Source organism: Streptomyces sp. NPDC004327 (assembly GCF_042873935.1).
Taxonomy (GTDB): domain Bacteria; phylum Actinomycetota; class Actinomycetes; order Streptomycetales; family Streptomycetaceae; genus Streptomyces.
Window position 1 is genome coordinate 247,207 of sequence record NZ_JBIAME010000009.1, and the last position, 18,363, is coordinate 265,569.

Sequence of the window (18,363 nt, forward strand, 5' to 3'; positions counted from 1 at the left end):
AATTCGTTCTCGAAGTCCTCCTCGGTTCACGAAGTCCTCCCGGCTCTCGAAGTCATCGAAGCCTCGAAGCCTCGAACAGGAGGTGGTCTCCTCCATGCTCGTCCGTGACGCCATGAGCACCGTGACCGTGACCATCGGCCCGGCCCACACCCTCCGCCAGGCCGCCCGCCTCATGTCGGCGCGCCGCGTCGGCGCCGCCGTCGTCCAGGACGGCGACTCCGGCGGTTTCGGCATCCTCACCGAACGCGACATCCTCGACGCCATCGGTCTCGACCGGGACCCCGACCTCGAGACGGCCGACGCCCACACCACCCGGGACGTCGTCTTCGCCGCCCCGACCTGGACCCTGGAGGAGGCCGCCGAGGCGATGACCCGCGGCGGCTTCCGCCACCTCGTGGTCCTGGACGACCACGGGCCGGTCGGCATCGTGTCCGTGCGCGACATCATCCGCTGCTGGGTCCCGGCCCGGCTGGCGGCCTGACCGGCCGGCTACGGGAGGGCCGGAGCCCCGTAAGGACAAGGGGCTCCGGCCCTCGCCCCACCTCGTATTGGATCCGTTCCAGATCGATCTGCCATCCAGGTTTGACCCATGTCCTAACTCACACCGATTCGGGACACTCTTGCGCCGACTGTTAGGCTGACCCCCATGAGTGACCTGTTGGAACGACTGCGCGGCCGCGGCTGGCGGATGACCGCGCAGCGTCGTGTCGTGGCCGAGGTGCTCGACGGAGACCATGTACACCTGACCGCCGACGAGGTCCACGCCCGGGCGGTGTCCCGCCTGCCGGAGATCTCGCGGGCGACCGTCTACAACACGCTGGGCGAGATGGTCACCCTCGGCGAGGTGATCGAGGTCGCGACGGACGGCCGCGCCAAGCGGTACGACCCGAACGCGCACCGCCCGCACCAGCACCTGGTCTGCGCCCGCTGCGGCGCGATCCGTGACGTCCACCCGGCGGGCGACCCGCTGGCGGACCTGCCGGCCTCGGAGCGCTTCGGCTTCACGATCTCGAACGTCGAGGTCACCTACCGGGGCGTCTGCCCGGGCTGCGCGGCCACCGCCTGACCCCGTGCCTGACGAGAAGGCCCCTGCCCACCGGGCGGGGGCCTTTTCCGTATGCTCCCGCGCGCTGCCCCGGGCCCCGGGCATTGCCCCGGCACTGCGCCCGGGTACGACGAAGGCCCGGATCGTCGAGACGATCCGGGCCTTCGTGCTACTGAGTAGCGGGGACAGGATTTGAACCTGCGACCTCTGGGTTATGAGCCCAGCGAGCTACCGAGCTGCTCCACCCCGCGTCGGTGAACCCAACCTTACGGGACCGCCCCCACCAGCGCAAATTCGTTAAGCGGTGAGCTCCTGGTGCAGCGCCTCGCTCAGCCGCGCCGCCCGCTCCGCGACCTCCGCCGGGCCGAGCTCGACCGCGCGGGCGCACCAGCGGCGCCCCTCGGTGAGCTCACCGCGGCGCGCGGCGAGCAGCGCGAGCCGGAGCGCCGCGCGGCCGTGGCCGGCGTGGGCGGCGCGGGTCCACCACAGCGCGGCCTCGCGCTCGCCGCCCTCGCGGGCGAGCAGCAGCCCGAGGTTGAAGGCGCCGTTGCGCGAGCCGGCCTCGGCCGCCTCGCGGTACCAGCGGGCCGCCTCGGCGACGTCGCCGCGTGCGGCGGCGAGCATCCCGACCCGCACCTGGGCACGGCGGTGCCCCTGCTGGGCGGCGCGCTCGTACCACTCCTCGCACTCGCTCTTCTCGGCGCGCGGGGCGCCGAGCACCGGCGGGCCGGGGTCCGGGCGGCGGGCGTCGAGGACGGTGGCGAGCCGGTACGCGGCCTCGGCGCTGCCGCCGCCCGCCGCGCACCGCAGATGACGCTCGGCGGCCTGCTCGTCACCGTCGCGCAGGTAGGCGATGCCGACCTGGAGGGCGGCCTCGGTGTGCCCGGCGGCGGCGGCCCGCTCGTACCAGGTGAGCGCGGTGCGGTCGTCGTCGCGGCCGGCGTGCAGGATGCCGAGGTTGAAGGCGGCGTCGACGCTGCCGGCCTCGGCGGCCTTGGAGAACCAGGGCTCGGCGCCGCCGGCGTCGCCGGCCTGGAGCAGCAGCACGGCGAGCGCGTTGGCGGCCTCGCGGTGGCCGGCGTAGGCGGCCCGGCGGTACCACTGCTCGGCCTGCGCGGTGCGCTCCTGGGCGGCGCAGAGCAGCCCGAGGTTGTAGGCGCCGTTCACGTCGCCGGCGTCCATGGCGGCGCGGTACCAGCGCTCGGCGGTCTGCTGCTCGCCGCGGGCCGCGTGCAGCGCGCCGAGCGCGTTGGCGGCGTTGCCGTCGCCGTCCTGGGCGGCGCGCAGCCACCACACGGCGGCGCTCTCCTCGTCACCGGCGTCGCGCAGCAGGAAGGCGAGCGCGCAGGCGGCCTTGGCCTCGCCGTCCTTGGCGGACATCAGATACCAGCGGCCGGCCTCCTTGAGGTCGCCGCGCTTCTCCAGGATCGCGCCCAGGTGCAGGGCGGCCCGGCGGTGTCCGCGCGCGGCGGCCTGCCGGAACCACTGCTCGGCCTCGCCCAGCCCGTCCGTGGCCGCGGCCGGCCGCTCGCCGGGGCCGGGGCCGGCGGCGCCGGCGAGCGCGGCGGCCGTGCGAAGGCCGGTGCCGGTGGCGGGGCCGGCGCCCGGCTCCGTGCCGGCCAGGGAGGTGCGCAGGCCGGTGCCGGTGTCGTAGGCGTGCGGGCCGCGGACCGGGGCCGTGGCGCGCCGCTCCACGGCGAGGGCGAGGCGGTACGCGGCCTCGCGGTGGCCCTGCTCGGCGGCGGCGCGCAGCCAGCGCTCGGCGCCGACGTCGCTGCGGTGCTCCAGGAGGTCGGCGAGCGCGTAGGCGCCGAGGGCGTGGCCCTGCTCGGCGGACTGGCGCAGCCAGTACTCGGCGGCGGGCTCGTCGCCGCGCTCCCGGTGGTGCCGGCCGAGGGCGTGCGCGGCCGGCGCGGAACCCGCGACGGCGGCGACCCGCCACCAGCCGGCGGCCTCGTCCGGGTAGCCGCGCTGGTGCAGCAGGACGCCCAGGTTGTTGGCGGCGGCGCGGTCGCCGTGCGCGGAGGCCGCGCGCAGCCAGCGCTCGGCGCCGTCCAGGTCGCCGCGGCGCAGCAGCAGCGCGCCGAGGACGCTCATGGAGCCGGCGTCACCCTTCTCGGCGGCGAGGCGGTGGCGGGCCTCGGTCTCGGCCTCGGTCTCCTGCTCGGCGGTGGTGGTGTCGACAGCTGCACCGACGGCCGGTCCGGCCTCGATGATCTCGTCCGCGGCGCTCTTGGAATGCCGCTGCACAAACCGCCCTGTCTCCAACAGAGTTGCCCTGTCCCCCATAAATACCATCGTCGCACCACCTGCAACCCGCGTACACCTGGTATACCGCAACCCAGTGAGGTCACTTCAGCGTTTTGTCGACATGCCCACAGAGAGATAAGTCAAACACGTCTCGCCCCAACTCGCCCCATCCAAGGCTGCCTTCGGAGGGCGTGCCGTGTCCCGGAACACGCCGAGGGCCCGAATCCTTATGGATTCGGGCCCTCGAACTTCAGTAGCGGGGACAGGATTTGAACCTGCGACCTCTGGGTTATGAGCCCAGCGAGCTACCGAGCTGCTCCACCCCGCGTCGGTGAAACAACCGTATCACGACGCGGAGGGGAACTTTGCCGACGGTCCAGCGGGGTCAGCCGCCGGTGCCCGGGGACGGCGGCGTGGACGGCTTGGCCGCCGGCGGCGCGGACGGCTTGGCCGACGGGGCCGGGGCCGGGCTCTTGAGCTTCGCCCCCTCGTCGGCCGCCCGCTGGAGCGCGCTCTGCAGGTCCGACTGCGCCTTGCCGTAGGCGTCCCAGTCGCCCTTCTTCAGCGCCTCCTGGCCGTCGTCGTACGCCTTCTGGGCGTCCGCGATGGCCTGCTTCAGCGCGGCGTCGGTGGTCGTCGGCTGCGGCGGCGTCGTGGTGCCCGGCGGCTGGACCGGCGGCGGGGTGGTGCCCTCGACGCCGAAGACCTTGTTCAGCGCCTGCGCGAGGGTGTCCTCGAAGACCGTGACGTCCTTGGTGGTGTCACCCTTCGGCTGGTCCGCGTCCACGTACGACACCGCGACCTTCTTCAGGAGCGGGTAGTGCGCGTTGCGGCCCTGGGCGTACACCGGCTCCACGTACAGGAAGCCGCCGTCCAGCGGGACGGTGAGCAGGTTGCCGTACTCGATGTCGGAGTCGGCGCCCTTCATGTCCCGGACGAAGGTCGCGACCTCCGGCAGACCGTTCAGCTTGTTCTGCACCTGCTCGGGCCCCGGCACGTCCTCGCCGACCCGCAGCAGCCTTATCCGGCCGTACTCCTTGCTGGTGGCGTCGGCGTCCACCGCCATGAACCCGCCCAGGTTGGGCCGGCCGTTCGGCGTGAACGTCGTCGTCAGCGAGAAGCGCTCCGCCGGGTCGCCGGGCATCTTCATGCTCAGGTAGTACGGCGGGACCGCGTTGCCGTCCTTGTTGGTCGGGTCGTCCGGCACCTGCCAGGCGTCCGAGCCGCTGTAGAACTGCGCCGGGTCGGTCACGTGGTAGCGGGTCAGCAGCTCGCGCTGGACCTTGAACATGTCCTGCGGGTAGCGCAGGTGCGCGAGCAGCTCCGGCTTGATCTGCGCCTTCTCCTTGACCGTGCCGGGGAACGCCTTCATCCAGGTCTTGAGGACCGGGTCCTTCGTGTCCCACTGGTAGAGGTTCACCGTGCCGTCGTAGGCGTCGACGGTGGCCTTCACCGAGTTGCGGATGTAGTTGACCTGGTTCTGCTGGGCGACCACCGCGCGCTGCTGGTTGCCGACCGTCAGCGCGTCGGCCGTGGTCTCGCCGAGCGTCGTGCGCGAGGCGTACGGGTAGCCGTTGGTGGTGGTGTACGCGTCGACGATCCACTGGATGCGGCCGTCGACGACCGCCGGGTAGGCGTCGCCGTCGATGGTCAGCCAGGGCGCGACGGCCTCGACCCGCTCCTTGGGGGTGCGGTTGTAGAGGATCCGCGAGCCGTCGCCGATGGCCCCCGAGTAGAGGATCTGCGGCTCGCTGAACGCGACCGCGTACGCGGCCCGGTTGAAGGCGCTGGAGAGGCTGACGCCGCTCTTGCCCGCGTAGCTGGTGGTCTTCTCGCCGTTCTCCTCGTAGTCGAGCTCCTTCTGGGGCCCGCCCACGATCGAGTACTGGTCGGTCTTCTCGCCGTAGTAGACCCGCTGCTCGTACTTCGGGAGCATGCCGGTCGTCGGCAGCCCGGACTCGGTGAAGACCGGCGAGCCGTTGGCGTCCGTCTGGGTGCCGGCCGCCATGATGGCGCCGTAGCCGTGGGTGTAGGTGAAGTGGTCGTTGATCCAGTTCCGCTTCGGGATGCCCCGGATGTTGAGCTCACGCAGACCGACGACCGTGTCCTTGCCCTGGTAGCGGTCGACGTCGAGGGTGAGCGGGAACTGGTAGTACTTCCGCTTCTGCTCCAGCTGCTGGAACGTCGGCGAGACGATGTTCGGGTCGATCAGGCGGTAGGCGGCGGCCGTGTCGGCGTCGGCGCGCAGCCGGCTCTTGTCCTTGACCGTCGACTTGCCCGAGTACTCCTCCGGATCGGTGGAGTCGATGGCGTACGCCCTGCGGGTCGCGTCGATGTTCTTCTGGATGTACGGCGCTTCCTTGGCCTGCTCGTTCGGCTGGACCTGGAACTTCTGGACGATGGCCGGGTACAGGCCGCCGATCAGGATCGCCGAGAGCACCATCAGGCCGAAGCCGATCACCGGCAGCTGCCAGGTGCGCCGCCACAGCGTCGCGAAGAACAGCAGCGCGCAGATCACGGCGATGCAGAACAGGATCGTCTTGGCGGGCAGGAAGGCGTTGGCGTCCACGTACCGCAGACCCGTCCAGTTGCCCGTCGCCTTGAAGTCGCTGGACTTCACCGCGAGCCCGTACCGGTCGAGCCAGTACGCCACGGCCTTCAGCGACACGAAGACGCCGAGCAGGACGGAGAGGTGTCCGGTCGCGGCGGCGGTCGCGCGGGCGCCCGGGCTGGTGATGCGCAGTCCGCCGTACAGGTAGTGCGTGAGGGCGGCGGCGATCAGCGACAGGACCGTGGCGGCGAAGCCGAAGGCCAGCAGGAAGCGGTACCAGGGCAGGTCGAAGGCGTAGAACGACACGTCCAGGTGGAACTGCGGGTCCTTCTCACCGAAGGAGACCCCGTTCACCCACATCAGCCAGGTGCGCCACTGGCCGGAGGCGGAGGCTCCGGAGATCAGGCCGACCAGGACGGTGATGCCGAGCAGCAGCCACTTCTTGAAGGGCGCGATCCCCATCCGGTACCGGTCGAGGCTCTGCTGCTCCACGGACATCGCGCTGAGCGGCGGCCGCAGCCGGTACGCCAGCCAGACGTTCAGCCCCACGGCCAGCGCCATCAGCAGGCCGAAGACCAGGAAGAGGCCGATCTTGGTCCACAGCGTCGTGGTGAACACCGACGAGTAGTGGACCGAGCGGAACCAGAGCCAGTCCGTCCAGAAGCCGGCGAACATGACGAACACCATGCCGAGGACGGCCAGGACACCCAGCGTCATCAGCAGCGTGCGGGCACGGCGGGACGGCCGGCCGACTCTCGCCCTCGGTCCGGACGGACCCGTGCCGCCTCCGCGGTCCGGCATCTGGAAAGCCAACGTGCGCCCCTCGTGGTTGAAAGCCGAGATGCGTCGGTCAAGCCGATCGACGCGTCCATGGGCGGGCTCGGCGATCGTGACCATGACCGTGTCCGCGATCGTAGAGCCCACTGATGCAACTTACTGAGGGTTTACCTAGTTCCCGACTTCCGGTGAAGAGGAGGCAGGATATTGCCCATGTCCAACTTTTCCCCCTCCGGTCCCCCGATGGCCGCGAGCCCCCTCACCCGCGCCGTGCTGGAGATCGACGAGTACGCCTCGGGCCTCGGCTGGGACCGGCCGGCCCGGCTCTTCGCCCTGGTCGAGACCGCCAAGCTGCGCAAGACCGCGCCGTCCCTCGCCGGCCAGCTCGGCGGCAAGAGCGACGAAGCCCCCGGCTACACCCCGATCGAGCAGGACCAGCTGCCGGCCGGCAAGCCGCTGGACGAGTTCCTCGGCACCATCGCCTGGCCCAAGGCGGTCGCGGGCTGCGCGCTCACCGTGGAGCGGCTGATGCTGCCGCCGTCGGCGGAGGCGTCCGTGCCGAAGGGCCTGAACGAGGCCGCGCTCGCCAAGTGGGTGGCCGCGCACCCGGACCGCCAGGAGGTCCGGATGACGGTCGCGGTGCTGCGCAACGGCAAGCGCGAGGCGGCGATCCGGCTGCGCGAGAAGGACTCGCCGAACGAGGTCCTCACCGGCCCGGACCTGGTGCCGGGTCTCGCGGAGGCGCTGGCGGCGACGTTCGCCTCGTGAGTTCCCGCTGACACGGCGAACGGGGCGCCCCGCGGGGCGCCCCGTTCGCCGTGCCTCGTCGTGCCGGCGGCCGGTCAGCTCTTGGAGCAGCTCGGCAGGGACGCGGTGTCGCCCGTGCGGAGCTTCTCCAGCGACTTCGTGGCGTCGTCGATGGTGTTCACCTTGATCAGGGTGAGGCCGTCGGGGGTGTCGGCCGCGGCGGCCGCGCAGTTCTCGGCCGGGGTGAGGAAGTACTCGGCGCCGGCGTTGCGCGCGCCGACCAGCTTCATCTCGATGCCGCCGATCGGGCCGACCTTGCCGTCGTCGTCGATGGTGCCGGTGCCGGCGATGAACTTGCCGCCGGTGAGCGAGCCCGGGGTGAGCTTGTCGACGATGCCGAGCGAGAACATCAGACCGGCGCTGGGGCCGCCGACGTCGGCGAGCTTGATGTCGATGGTGAACGGGAAGACGTGGTCGGTGCCGGCCTGGATGCCGACGATGGCCCGGTCGCCCTCCTGCGACTTCGTCGTGGTGAGGACGACGTCCTCGGACACGGTGGTGTCCTTGTGCGCCTTCTCCGCGGCGGCGGCCGCCTTGGCCGGGACGATCGTGAAGGTCACCTTCTCGCCCGGCTTGTGCTTGGTGACCAGCTTGGCCACGTCGCCGGGCTGCTTCACGGCCGTGCCGTCCACCGCCCGGATCACGTCGCCGGCGTGCAGCCGGCCCTCGGCGGGGGTGCCCTTGACGACGGTGGCCACGACGACCCGGGTGGTCACCGGGATGCCGAGCTCGTCCAGCGCGGAGACCTTGGCGCTCTCCTGCGACTGGCTGAACTCCTCGGCGTTCTCCTGGCTGGACTGCTCCTCGGTCTTGCCGTCCGGGTACAGGGTCTCGTGCGGGACGATCACGCTGTCGTGGGCCAGCCAGCCGTAGACGGCCTCGACCGCGTTCATCTTGTAGTCCGCGCTGGTGACCCGGACCGTCGTCATGTTGAGGTTGCCGGTGGTCGGGTACGTCTGGTGTCCCGAGATGCTCAGGACCGGCTCGCCGCGCGCCTCGCCGAGGGTGTTCACCGTCGGCCCCGGGCTCATCTCCGCGTACGGCACCGGAATGAGGACGCCGACACAGAGCAGCGTGATCAGGACCAGGGTGGAGGCGAGCATCGTCGCGGTGCGGCGTGGCATGGAACGACAGTACGGGACCGGCCTGTGAGTGCACCCCCGGGGCGGTCCGTACGAGGATCAGCCGATGATCGGAGCGACCCGAGCGATCAGCCGGTGCTGGTCGTCGCGGCGGTCGCGGGCGCCGTCTCGCGCTCCGTCCGCGCGGAAGCGGAGGGCTGCGGAGAGGCTGTGGGGTGGGCCCGCTCCATGGCGTCCCGGAACCGCGCGTAGCCCGCGAGCTCGGCGACGTCCCCGATGGTCTTGTTCCGTGAAGCCCAGCTCGCCCATATCGCCGCGCCGACGACAGCGAAAACCGGAATCAGCAACCAGGCCAGCGCTGCCATCCCGACCTCCCATCCCCAATGATCCCCAGTGAGTCGATCAGCAGATTATTCATCCGCGGAATCAACGCTCACGCCTGGGGGGCGGTTACGCAAATCGGGGCGTTCGACTACGAGTCGTCGGCGTGGCGCCTTGCCAGAGGCAAGAGTCTCGGCAAGCCCTCAGAGTCGGGGCAGACGTCTCAGCAGGCGCCCACCCTCCCCCAGCCTTCGGCCGGGGGGACCCCCAGACTCGGGGCAGACGTCTCAGCAGGCGCCCACCCTCCCCCAGCCTTCGGCCGGGGGGACCCCCAGACTCGGGGCAGACGTCTCAGCAGGCCCCCACCCACTCCTCGGCGCCGTCCGAGAACGTCTGGTGCTTCCAGATCGGCACCTCGTGCTTGAGGTCGTCGATCAGCTTCCGGCAGGCCTCGAAGGCCTCGCCCCGGTGCGGGCAGGAGACCGCGACGACGACCGCGAGGTCACCCACATGGAGGTCACCCACCCGGTGGACGGCCGCGAGGGCGCGGACCGGGTAGTTCGCGACGACCTTCTCGGCGACGCGGCGCAGCTCCGCCTCGGCGGTGGGGTGGCAGGAGTAGCCGAGCGCGTCGACGTCCGCGCCGCCGTCGTGGTTGCGGACCGTGCCGACGAAGAGGGTCGTGCCGCCCGCCGCGTCGTCGCCGACCGCGCGGAAGACCTCGTCGACCGAGAGCGGCGTGTCCCGGATCGCGAGGAGCTTGATCGGGTCTGCCGCGGCCCGCTCGCCGGGGTGGTCGCTGGCCGGGTGGGCGTGGTTCTCTGCCATGGACCCATCGTGCCGTACGGCACCGACAGCCGGAATAGCGGTTTCGCCCGGCGAGACGGACCCTCCGTAGGAGGGTCCTACAGGGCGCGCGTCCCACAGGGCGTGCGTCCTACAGGCCGCGCCGCTTGCGCATCTGCCGGACCAGCGCCGCCGTGCCGAGCAGCGCCACGGTCGCACCGGCCGCGCCCGCCGCCGTCGCGTCCTTGCGGCCGAGCCGGCGCCCGGCGACGGTGTGCCGGCCCGCGGCCTCCTCCAGGAGCGCGGCCAGCACCTCCTCGTTGGTCCACTTCGGCCGCCAGCCCGCGTCGTGCAGGCGCCCGACGCTGACCACCCAGGGGTGCATCGTGTACGCGAGGTCACCGGCCGGCGACGGGGTGAGCCCGATCCGGTGCAGCCGGGCCGCCGCGCCCAGGGCGACCGCCGAGGGCAGCTCCATGCGCCGGATGCCCGACAGCTCCTCGACCTCCTCCTGCTCCAGCCAGCCCGCGCAGCCCACCGCGAACTCCCCGTCGACCTTCTCGAGGGCCGCGTACTCCAGCGCGCTGACCAGGTCCTCGACGTGGCAGAACTGCCAGGTCGGGCGCGATCCGGCGACGACCAGCAGCCGCGGCGACTCGAAGTAGCGGGTCAGCGCCGTGTCCGTGCCGCCGACCAGGACCGCCGGCCGGACCACGGTGACGTTGAGCCCGGGGTGGGCGCGCGGCGCGCGGCGGGCCAGGCGCTCGATCTCCAGGAGGTCGCCGACGCCGGTCGCCTCGGCCGTGGCGCGCAGCTCGGCGTCCTCGGAGAGCGGGATGTCGTTGTCGGGCAGCGCCCCGTAGACCATGGCGGAGGTGCACAGCACGACCCGGTGCACCCCGGCCGCCGCGGCGGCGGTGAGCACGGTCTGGGTGCCGCGCACGTTGTACGCGGTGCGCGCGGCCGGGTCGGTCTCCAGGTCGAGGTCGACCGCGAGGTGCACGACGACGTCCGCGCCGCGCAGCTTCTCGGCGATGGCCGGGTCGCGCACGTCGAGGATGTGCCACTGCGCCTCGGGCACCTCCCCCCGGCGCTCGTCGATCGCGATGACCTGCTTGATCTCCTCGGACTCGGCGAGCCGCCGGGTCAGCAGGTCACCGACGCCGGACGCGGCACCGGTGACCGCGACGACGGGTCCGCGCGCGGCGGGGCGGGTTGACGGGTTTCGCGCTGCGCGAACCTGAGGATCTGGGGAACTCACCGGGCGTCTCCAGCGGTTGTCTTCAGTACGTACCCGAATGACGCGTACGTACCAGGTGGCGTCCATCCTGCCCCAGGCCACGGCCCGGCGGAGCACCGAGCCCGGATCCTGTGCGGATGTCGGGGCGGCGGCCCGCCGGTCGGCCCGGCCTGACCGGCGGGCCACCGCCTACGCTGGTGGTGAGAGTCCGCTGTCGGCAGCAAGCCGGCGGCCCTACGAGCCGAGGAAACCTGTGAGTGACACCCCATTCGGATTCGGCCTTCCGCCGGAGGAGCCGGAGAACGGCGACGAAGGCAAGAAGAAGGACCCCGCCGGAGGTGGCCAGGGGTCCGGAGGACAGGGCGGCAACCCGTTCGGTTTCGGCGGGCTGCCCGGCATGGGCGGACCGGGCGGCGCGGACAATCCGTTCGCCGCGATGTTCGGTTCGCTGAACCCCCAGGACCTGGGCGCGGCCTTCCAGCAGCTCGGCCAGATGCTCAGCTACGAGGGCGGGCCGGTCAACTGGGACATGGCCAAGCAGATCGCCCGCCAGGTGGTGGCGCAGGGCACTGCCGACGGCACCAAGGACGCGAGCGTCGGCGCCGCCGAGAAGGCCGCGGTCGAGGAGGCGGTGCGCCTGGCCGACCTGTGGCTCGACCAGGTGACCTCGCTGCCCTCGGGCGCGAACACGGCCGTGGCGTGGAGCCGCGCCGAGTGGGTCGAGGCGACCCTGCCGGCCTGGAAGCAGCTCGTGGACCCGGTCGCCGAGCGGGTCGGCGCGGCGATGGGCGAGGTGCTGCCGCAGGAGATGCAGGCCATGGCGGGTCCGCTGATCGGCATGATGCGCTCCATGGGCGGCGCCATGTTCGGCCAGCAGATCGGGCAGGCCGTGGGCGTGCTCGCGGGCGAGGTCGTCGGCTCGACCGACGTCGGCCTGCCGCTCGGCCCGGCCGGCAAGGCCGCCCTGCTGCCGCTGAACGTCGCGGCCTTCGGCAAGGACCTGGGCGTCCCCGCCGACGAGGTCCGGCTGTACCTGGCCCTGCGCGAGGCCGCCCACCAGCGGCTCTTCGCGCACGTGCCGTGGCTGCGCTCGCACCTGTTCGGCGCCGTCGAGGGCTACGCCCGTGGCATCAAGGTCGACACCTCCAAGCTGGAGGAGGCCGTGGGCCAGCTCGACCCGACGCATCCGGAGCAGCTGCAGGAGGCGCTCCAGCAGGGCATGTTCCAGCCGGAGGACACGGCCGAGCAGAAGGCCGCCCTGGCCCGTCTGGAGACGGCGCTCGCGCTCGTCGAGGGCTGGGTCGACGCGGTGGTGCACGAGGCCGCGAAGGCCCGGCTGACCTCGGCGGACGCGCTGCGCGAGACGCTGCGCCGGCGCCGGGCGACCGGTGGCCCCGCCGAGCAGACCTTCGCCACCCTGATCGGCCTCCAGCTGCGGCCGCGCCGGCTGCGGGACGCCTCGCGCCTGTGGGCCTCGCTCACCGACGCGCGCGGCGTGGACGGCCGCGACGGTCTGTGGGAGCACCCGGACATGCTGCCGACGGCGACGGACCTGGACGACCCGGACGGCTTCGTCCACCGCGAGCACCTGGACTTCTCCGAGCTGGACAAGATGCTCGGCGAGGCGGCCGAGGGCCGCTCCCCGCAAGCCAAGGACGACGAGGGCAAGGACGACACCGAGAAGTGAGCCTGTACGACGACGCGGCCTCGGTGCTGAAGCGGTACGAGGACCAGCCGGAGCTTCGTGACGCCTATCTGGCGCACCTCGCGGAGCACGAGGACGGCATGTACAAGCCCTGCACGGCCGGTCACCTCACCAGCAGCGCGCTGGTGATCGACCCCTCGCGCGGGCAGGTGCTGCTGACCCTGCACAAGAAGCTGAACATGTGGCTGCAGATGGGCGGCCACTGCGAGCCGGGCGACGCGACGGTCGAGGCGGCGGCGCTGCGCGAGGCGACGGAGGAGTCCGGCATCGCGGGCCTGACGCTGCTTCCGGGCGGCCCGGTGCGCCTCGACCGGCATCCGATCCCGGCGCCCTGCAACTGGCACCTGGACGTGCAGTACGCGGCGCTCGCCCCGGCGGGCGCGGCGGCGGAGATCAGCGACGAGTCGCTGGACCTGCGCTGGTTCGCGTACGACGAGGTGGCCGGCGTGGCGGACACGTCGGTGGTGCAGCTCGTGGAGCGCACGCTGGCGCGGCTCGGGTAACCCGGCCGGTGCGGCAGCGGTAAGGGGCGGTCTCCCTTGGAGACCGCCCCTTACGCATGTGTGTCCGGACGCGTCAGCTCCAGACGTTGCCCTGGTTCTGGCCGTGCGCACCGTGCTGGCCCACGCCGTACTGGGCGGCGATGCCCTGCCCGATCACCGCGTGCTGCGGCGGCAGCAGCTCGCTGGGCTGGACGAGGGCGAAGCCGGTGCCCATGAAGCTGAGCTCCCAGCCCTCGCCCGTGTTGCCGCGCCGCCGCCACACTCCGGAGGAGTGCGTCTGTGCCTGCATCTGCACGCGCAGCCCGGTGGACCAGGCGACGATGGCGTCGGCGTCGCAGTTCACGTACCGGTCCGGCGTGACCCGCATGAGCAGCGGCGCGCCGGAGGTCATGAGGGCGACCTTGCCCTGGCCGGTGATGTTCAGCTGGTACTTCCCCGAGCCGGAGATGCCGTACAGGCTGTCGACGGCGATGACCTCGTGGTGCAGCGAGGAGTCCATGGCAAGCACGTAGCTGCTGTCCACGGTCAGCCCCTCGGGCTCCACGTCCATCACATGGACGTGCTGGGCGAGGTTGGCGAGGTAGACGGTGCCCTGCCCATGGCAGCGCATGAGGTCCAGGCCCTCGCCCGTGCGCGCGCGTGCGCGCGCCTGGCTGTTGCTGCGGTACTCGGCGTCGAACTCGACGAGCCCCTGGTAGGCGATCATCGTGCCCTTGCGGGCGAGCACGTCGTCGTGGCCCTGCAGGGTGACGCGCAGCATCTGCTTGTTCTGCAGACTCCAGCGCTCCTGGGTCTGCTGGTCGTTGAAGGCGAAAATCGGGCTCTGCATGATCCTCTGACTCTCCTTCAGCCCCGGACGCGGAGACGGTCGGTGCTGTCCTCGCTCGGCTGGACGACGACGATGCCCTGGCCGGAGAAGGCCATCTGGAACGCCTCACCGCTGCCGCGGCCGATCAGAGACTGGGCCTTGAAGCTGCGCTTGCCCTTCACCTTGAGGTTCGGGGACCAGGCGACGAGCGCGTCCGGGTCGACGTACGTCTCGTCCTCCCCGCCGCCGCAGTCGACGACGATCGGCTTGCCCCGGGAGGTCAGCGCGACCCAGCCCTGTCCGGAGATGGTGGTGTTCCACAGCCCTTGTCCGGCGAACTTCGCCAGACCCTTCACCCGCTCGACGCCCCAGGTCAGATGGGCGTCGAAGGCGAGCAGGTTGGTGGCGTTGACGGAGATGCCGTCGCCGTTGAGCTGGATGACGACGACGTTGGCGCCGTAGTCGGCGAGGTACAGCAGACCGTCGCCCGTGCACTTCATGAGGGGCGCGCCCTCGCCGGTGATCCAGTCACGGGCGATCTGGCGCACGGCCGGCGGGTTGGGTTCGTACTGGATGAAGCCCTCGTAGGCGACCATCGAGCCGACGCGGGCGAGGAGGTCGTGCCCGCTCTGCAGGGCGACCTTGAGCATGTGGTTGCCGTGGTTCTCCATGCGAGCGGTGACGGGGGCGGGGGCGTATCCCGCGATCGACTGGTTCATGACGGGCTCCCTCAGACCTCGTACGGCTGGACGACGATGAAGTTGCCGGGTGCGCCCCGGAACTGGAGGTTGACGCCTTCTCCCGTGTCGCCGGGATAGGCGTTGCGGCGCATCCGCACCTGGCTGGAGACGATGACCTGGGAGGCGGCCGACCAGGCGACCACCGCGTTGGAGTCGGCGAACGTAGTCGGTGTGACGGGCAGGACCACGGGCACGCCGTGGGTCTTCACGACGACCGTACCCACGCCCTGGAACTGCATGGTGAACAGGGCGCCGCCGGGAATGCCGTGTCCCTCGATGCGGCGGACCTCGTACTGCAACGACTCGTCGAAGGCGAGCACGTTCTCGGCGGACACGCAGATGGCGTCGCCCTGGAGCTCGACCGGGTGCAGATGGGTGGCCCCCTCGGCGAGGAACACCTGGCCGTGGCCGGTGCAGCGCATCAGCTGCATCTCCTGGCCGGTGGCGCTGCCGACGATGCGGCCGGCGAAGCCGGCTCCCTTGTAGCTGAAGTCGACCTTGCCCTGGTAGAGCACCATGCTGCCCTGCCTGGCGAGCACCGGCTGGCCGCCGACGCCGAGGTCGACGCGGACGAGCTTGGCGTTCTGTGGCGTCCAACGCTGCCCGGTCGGAGTCTCCTTGAACACCTGGAGCGCGGCCGTCACGCCGGGGCCCTGGGGTGAGCCCTGCGGCGCGCCATAGGGCTGCTGTCCCGGTACCTGCCCGTACGGAGCGGGCTGCTGGCCGAACTGCGGCTGGCCGTACGGGGCCGGGGCGGGCTGCCCGTACTGCGGGGCCTGCTGCGGCTGCTGCCCGTACGGCGCGGGCTGCTGGGGCTGCTGCCCGTACGGAGCGGGCTGCTGGGGCTGCTGTCCGTACGGCGCGGGCGGCGGAGTCGGGGCGTGATGAGCCGGCGGCGGCGTCGGCGCGTGCGGAGCCGGCGGCGGCGTCGGCGCGTGCGGGGCCGGCGGCACCAGGGGACCGACCATCGTCGGCGCCGCGTGGACCGGGGCGGGGGCCGGGGCGGGGGCGGGGGCGGGCGGTGCGCCGAACGCCGGCGCGGGCGCCGGGGCCTGGGGCGCGGCGGGCGGGGCGAACGCGGGCGGCGCGGCGGCCTGGGCCGGCGGGGCGAAGCCCGGCGCGTCGGCCGGCTGCTGCTGCGGGGCCTGCTCCTCCTCGACGACCTCGCCGCCGAAGTTCTTCAGCAGCGCCTCGAGCCCGCCGTCGAAGCCCTGGCCGACGGCGGCGAAGCGCCACACGTCCTTCAGGTAGAAGTCGCCGAGCATGACCGCGCGTTCGGTGGAGAACTCCGTGCCGGTGAAGGCGTAGCGGGCGACCTCCTCGCCGCCCGCGACGATCCGGATCCAGCCGGGGCCGACCTGCGACATCTGTCCGGCGCCGTCGATCGTCGCGGTGAACGACAGCTTGTGGATGTGCGCGGGCACGCGGTCCAGGGTGATGCGGAAGGACTCGGTGTCACCGGCCTGCGCGCCGAGCAGCTGGACGGACTCCTCGGGCGACTTCGGCTGGTTGAAGAAGACGAAGTAGCGGTCGTCGGAGAGCCGCTCGTCCGCGTCGAGGCCGAAGCAGCTGATGTCGAAGGTCAGGCCGGGCGCCGCGATCTGCACGCCCACGTACAGATCGGTCCCCGCCGTGAGATCACTGATCTTGGCCTTGTGGCCGCGTTGGAATTCCCTGGCCATGTGTGACGACCGTCCCCCATCCCGAAACGTACGAGTGCGTCGCGCCAGGCTAACGGCTGGCCGTGACATCGCGGCAGGCGCGTACGCGATCGGTACGAAACCGGCACGCGGACCGCGACGCGGACCGGCCCTCGCAGCGGTGCCCGGCCGGGGTCACTCCTCGCGCGCGTGCGGCAGCCGCGGCAGACGGGCCGCGGCGGCCACGCCCTCCAGGTAGCCGCGGGCCCGCTCGGTGCGCGGATACGCGTCCAGGAGCCGCCAGAACCGCGGCCCGTGACCGGGCACCAGGAGATGGGCGAGCTCGTGGCAGAGCACGTAGTCGACGACGTACTCGGGCATGCCCTGGAGCCGGTGGGAGAGCCGGATGCTGCCCTCGGCGGGGGTGCAGGAGCCCCAGCGGCTGTTCTGGTTGGTCACCCAGCGCACGGACGCGGGCCGGGCCCGGCCGCCGAAGTACTGCTCCGACAGCCGCTCGGCGCGCTCGGTCAGCTCCCGGTCGCCGGGGACCTTCCTGCTCTCCTGGGCCGCCAGCTTGTCCAGCATGACGGTGACCCAGCGGCGCTCCTCCGCCTCCGACATCCGGGCCGGGATGAGCACCACGGTCCGGTCGCCCTCGCGGTAGGCCGAGACCGTCCTGCTGCGGCGGGAACTTCTGCGCACCTCGACCGCGCTCGTCCCCGAGCCGTGGGGCGGTCCGCTGGTCACGCTGGGCTTCGGGTCGGCCGGCACGGCCCCGACGTTACCCGCTGTGCGCGGCGGAAGTCCCGCACCCCCGCATTCGGATGATTATCGGCCGCACCCTGTGGACAACTCGGCGCACCGCCGGCGCGGCCCGGGCAACCTGGATCCGGGAACGGCGAACCGAGATCGTTCACGTGGTTCACGGGGGTGGGTCGTGCATCCGATGGTGAAGCCGGCGCTGCGGCGCGCCTGGCGCAATCTGCGGTGCGTGCAGTTCGGGGTGACGCCCGCGCACGCGGTGGTGCTCGGACCGGTGGATCCGGCGACGGGCAGTCTGATCGGGCTCCTCGACGGGACGCGCGGGACGGAGCTGCTGCGGGCGGAGGCCCGGCGGCTCGGGCTGCCGGAGGGGCATCTGGAGGCGCTGCTCGGGCGGCTCGAGGCGGCCGGGCTGATCGCCGACGCGTCCGTGCGGCCACCGGGCGGCGGGCCTCCGGGCGCGCCGGCGGGGCGGGCGGACCCGGAGCTCGATCCGCTGCGGGCGGACCTGGCCTCACTCTCCGTGGTGCACCGGGCGCCGGACGGGGCGGCGCGGGCGATGGCCGCGCGCCGGGCGCTGCGGGTGCAGGTGCGGGGCACGGGCCGGGTGGGCGCGGCGGTGGCGGCGCTGCTGTCGGCGGCGGGGGTGGGCCGGGTGGAGGTCCTGGACTCCGGGACGGTCGCGCCGTGGGAGGTGGCGCCGGGCGGGGTGCCGGCCGAGGCGGTCGGCGAGCGCCGGGCGGTGGCGGCGCGGCGGCTCGTGGGCCGGGCGGCGCCGGGCGGGCGGCCGCCGGGAAGCGCGGACGGCGGCGCGGAGCCGGGGCTCTCGCTCGTGGTGGTGACGCCCAGGGACGGGCTCGGCGCCTATGTGCCGGACCCGCTGCCGGCCGAGAGCTGGCTCGCCGCGGGCATCCCGCACCTGTACGCCGGGGTGCTGGAGGCGACCGGTGTGGTGGGTCCGCTCGTGCTGCCCGGCGGCACGGCCTGCGCGGGCTGCATACAGCGGGAGCAGGCCGACCGGGAGCCGGTCTGGCCGCGGCTGCCGGCCCAGTGGCGCTCGGGCGCGCCGCATCCGCTGCCCGCCTGTGACGTGTCGCTGGCGGCCGCGGTCGCGGGGCTCGCCGCGGCGCACGCCCTGGCGTTCCTGGACGGCGATCTGCCGTCGAGCACCGGGGCGCGCTGGGAGGTGTCGCTGCCGCTGCTGGAGTGGCGCTCGGCGCCGGTCCGGCCGCACCCGGCGTGTCCGTGCGGGGCGCGGCTCGCCCCGCGGGGAGAGCATGCCCCGGCGGCGGTGGCACCCCGGAAAGCCGCGCGGGACACAATGGCGGGGTAACGAGCCTGTGCAG

The 18,363-nt window shown here is 72.6% G+C and carries 16 protein-coding genes and 2 tRNA genes; 6 read left to right on the plus strand and 12 right to left on the minus strand.

All coding sequences use genetic code 11. The features are described from left to right. Positions 1–94 precede the first annotated feature (94 nt). Together ACFYU9_RS29255 and ACFYU9_RS29260 are read left to right on the plus strand one after the other, a co-directional pair. Positions 95–481 (plus strand): cyclic nucleotide-binding/CBS domain-containing protein, encoded by a 387-nt coding sequence (locus ACFYU9_RS29255; RefSeq protein WP_389208283.1) that lies wholly within the window; start codon positions 95–97, stop codon positions 479–481. Between the two features lie 165 nt (positions 482–646). After that, the gene (locus tag ACFYU9_RS29260; protein ID WP_389208282.1) at positions 647–1,066 is read left to right on the plus strand and encodes a Fur family transcriptional regulator; all 420 of its coding nucleotides are present in this window, start codon (positions 647–649) and stop codon (positions 1,064–1,066) included. Between the two features lie 156 nt (positions 1,067–1,222). Here ACFYU9_RS29260 and ACFYU9_RS29265 read toward each other — a convergent pair. From ACFYU9_RS29265 to ACFYU9_RS29280, 4 genes are all read right to left on the minus strand, one after another. Continuing rightward, positions 1,223–1,296: transfer RNA gene (locus tag ACFYU9_RS29265), tRNA-Met, on the minus strand. 46 nt (positions 1,297–1,342) lie between these two features. Then, a complete protein-coding gene (locus tag ACFYU9_RS29270; protein ID WP_389346652.1) occupies positions 1,343–3,343 on the minus strand; it encodes a tetratricopeptide repeat protein in 2,001 nt (666 codons plus the stop codon). Positions 3,344–3,549: 206 nt separating this feature from the next. Further along, a tRNA-Met gene (locus ACFYU9_RS29275) sits at positions 3,550–3,623 on the minus strand. A gap of 57 nt (positions 3,624–3,680) precedes the next feature. Further along, on the minus strand, positions 3,681–6,647 hold the full coding sequence (locus ACFYU9_RS29280; RefSeq protein WP_389346654.1) for a UPF0182 family protein: 2,967 nt from the start codon (positions 6,645–6,647) through the stop codon (positions 3,681–3,683). Between the two features lie 189 nt (positions 6,648–6,836). Here ACFYU9_RS29280 and ACFYU9_RS29285 point away from each other — a divergent pair, with 189 nt between their 5' ends. Next, the gene (locus tag ACFYU9_RS29285; protein WP_389208279.1) at positions 6,837–7,391 is read left to right on the plus strand and encodes a PPA1309 family protein; all 555 of its coding nucleotides are present in this window, start codon (positions 6,837–6,839) and stop codon (positions 7,389–7,391) included. Positions 7,392–7,465: 74 nt separating this feature from the next. Here the strand turns inward: ACFYU9_RS29285 and ACFYU9_RS29290 are convergent, their stop codons facing one another. The 4 genes from ACFYU9_RS29290 to ACFYU9_RS29305 form a co-directional block, all read right to left on the minus strand. After that, positions 7,466–8,554 carry a PDZ domain-containing protein gene (locus ACFYU9_RS29290; protein ID WP_389208278.1) on the minus strand — a complete coding sequence of 363 codons (1,089 nt, stop codon included), beginning with the start codon at positions 8,552–8,554 and terminating at the stop codon, positions 7,466–7,468. A gap of 86 nt (positions 8,555–8,640) precedes the next feature. Next, the gene (locus ACFYU9_RS29295) at positions 8,641–8,877 is read right to left on the minus strand and encodes a hypothetical protein (RefSeq protein ID WP_389209248.1); all 237 of its coding nucleotides are present in this window, start codon (positions 8,875–8,877) and stop codon (positions 8,641–8,643) included. Positions 8,878–9,184: 307 nt separating this feature from the next. Next, the gene (locus ACFYU9_RS29300) at positions 9,185–9,661 is read right to left on the minus strand and encodes a molybdenum cofactor biosynthesis protein MoaE (protein WP_389346656.1); all 477 of its coding nucleotides are present in this window, start codon (positions 9,659–9,661) and stop codon (positions 9,185–9,187) included. Between the two features lie 109 nt (positions 9,662–9,770). Continuing rightward, positions 9,771–10,880 carry an SDR family oxidoreductase gene (locus ACFYU9_RS29305; RefSeq protein ID WP_389208276.1) on the minus strand — a complete coding sequence of 370 codons (1,110 nt, stop codon included), beginning with the start codon at positions 10,878–10,880 and terminating at the stop codon, positions 9,771–9,773. Between the two features lie 232 nt (positions 10,881–11,112). Here ACFYU9_RS29305 and ACFYU9_RS29310 point away from each other — a divergent pair, with 232 nt between their 5' ends. After that, the gene (locus ACFYU9_RS29310; protein WP_389208275.1) at positions 11,113–12,546 is read left to right on the plus strand and encodes a zinc-dependent metalloprotease; all 1,434 of its coding nucleotides are present in this window, start codon (positions 11,113–11,115) and stop codon (positions 12,544–12,546) included. After that, positions 12,543–13,067 carry an NUDIX hydrolase gene (locus tag ACFYU9_RS29315; RefSeq protein ID WP_389208273.1) on the plus strand — a complete coding sequence of 175 codons (525 nt, stop codon included), beginning with the start codon at positions 12,543–12,545 and terminating at the stop codon, positions 13,065–13,067. The genes ACFYU9_RS29310 and ACFYU9_RS29315 overlap by 4 nt, the downstream gene beginning before the upstream one ends. A gap of 73 nt (positions 13,068–13,140) precedes the next feature. Here the strand turns inward: ACFYU9_RS29315 and ACFYU9_RS29320 are convergent, their stop codons facing one another. The 4 genes from ACFYU9_RS29320 to ACFYU9_RS29335 form a co-directional block, all read right to left on the minus strand. Next, positions 13,141–13,896, minus strand: a complete 756-nt coding sequence (locus ACFYU9_RS29320) for an AIM24 family protein (protein WP_389208271.1) — start codon at positions 13,894–13,896, stop codon at positions 13,141–13,143. 17 nt (positions 13,897–13,913) lie between these two features. After that, positions 13,914–14,594 (minus strand): AIM24 family protein, encoded by a 681-nt coding sequence (locus ACFYU9_RS29325; protein WP_389208269.1) that lies wholly within the window; start codon positions 14,592–14,594, stop codon positions 13,914–13,916. Positions 14,595–14,605: 11 nt separating this feature from the next. Further along, positions 14,606–16,297, minus strand: a complete 1,692-nt coding sequence (locus ACFYU9_RS29330) for a TerD family protein (RefSeq protein ID WP_389346658.1) — start codon at positions 16,295–16,297, stop codon at positions 14,606–14,608. Between the two features lie 153 nt (positions 16,298–16,450). Further along, positions 16,451–17,026, minus strand: coding sequence for a M48 family metallopeptidase (locus ACFYU9_RS29335; protein ID WP_389346660.1), 576 nt, complete (start codon positions 17,024–17,026; stop codon positions 16,451–16,453). A gap of 166 nt (positions 17,027–17,192) precedes the next feature. On the opposite strand from ACFYU9_RS29335, the gene ACFYU9_RS29340 reads away from it, so the two are divergent. Continuing rightward, positions 17,193–18,350: a TOMM precursor leader peptide-binding protein gene (locus tag ACFYU9_RS29340; RefSeq protein ID WP_389208263.1), complete on the plus strand. Its 1,158-nt coding sequence runs from the start codon at positions 17,193–17,195 to the stop codon at positions 18,348–18,350. The last annotated feature ends 13 nt before the right edge of the window (positions 18,351–18,363 follow it).

Excerpts from the sequence above, each read along its gene's own strand:
- ACFYU9_RS29290 (WP_389208278.1), bottom strand. The coding sequence starts at position 8,554 with ATGCCACGCCGCACCGCGACGATGCTCGCCTCCACCCTGGTCCTGATC.
- ACFYU9_RS29300 (WP_389346656.1), bottom strand. The coding sequence starts at position 9,661 with ATGGCAGAGAACCACGCCCACCCGGCCAGCGACCACCCCGGCGAGCGG.
- ACFYU9_RS29325 (WP_389208269.1), bottom strand. The coding sequence starts at position 14,594 with ATGAACCAGTCGATCGCGGGATACGCCCCCGCCCCCGTCACCGCTCGC.
- ACFYU9_RS29270 (WP_389346652.1), bottom strand. The coding sequence starts at position 3,343 with ATGGTATTTATGGGGGACAGGGCAACTCTGTTGGAGACAGGGCGGTTT.
- ACFYU9_RS29295 (WP_389209248.1), bottom strand. The coding sequence starts at position 8,877 with ATGGCAGCGCTGGCCTGGTTGCTGATTCCGGTTTTCGCTGTCGTCGGC.
- ACFYU9_RS29260 (WP_389208282.1), top strand. The coding sequence starts at position 647 with ATGAGTGACCTGTTGGAACGACTGCGCGGCCGCGGCTGGCGGATGACC.
- ACFYU9_RS29285 (WP_389208279.1), top strand. The coding sequence starts at position 6,837 with ATGTCCAACTTTTCCCCCTCCGGTCCCCCGATGGCCGCGAGCCCCCTC.
- ACFYU9_RS29255 (WP_389208283.1), top strand. The coding sequence starts at position 95 with ATGCTCGTCCGTGACGCCATGAGCACCGTGACCGTGACCATCGGCCCG.
- ACFYU9_RS29280 (WP_389346654.1), bottom strand. The coding sequence starts at position 6,647 with ATGCCGGACCGCGGAGGCGGCACGGGTCCGTCCGGACCGAGGGCGAGA.
- ACFYU9_RS29330 (WP_389346658.1), bottom strand. The coding sequence starts at position 16,297 with ATGGCCAGGGAATTCCAACGCGGCCACAAGGCCAAGATCAGTGATCTC.
- ACFYU9_RS29320 (WP_389208271.1), bottom strand. The coding sequence starts at position 13,896 with ATGCAGAGCCCGATTTTCGCCTTCAACGACCAGCAGACCCAGGAGCGC.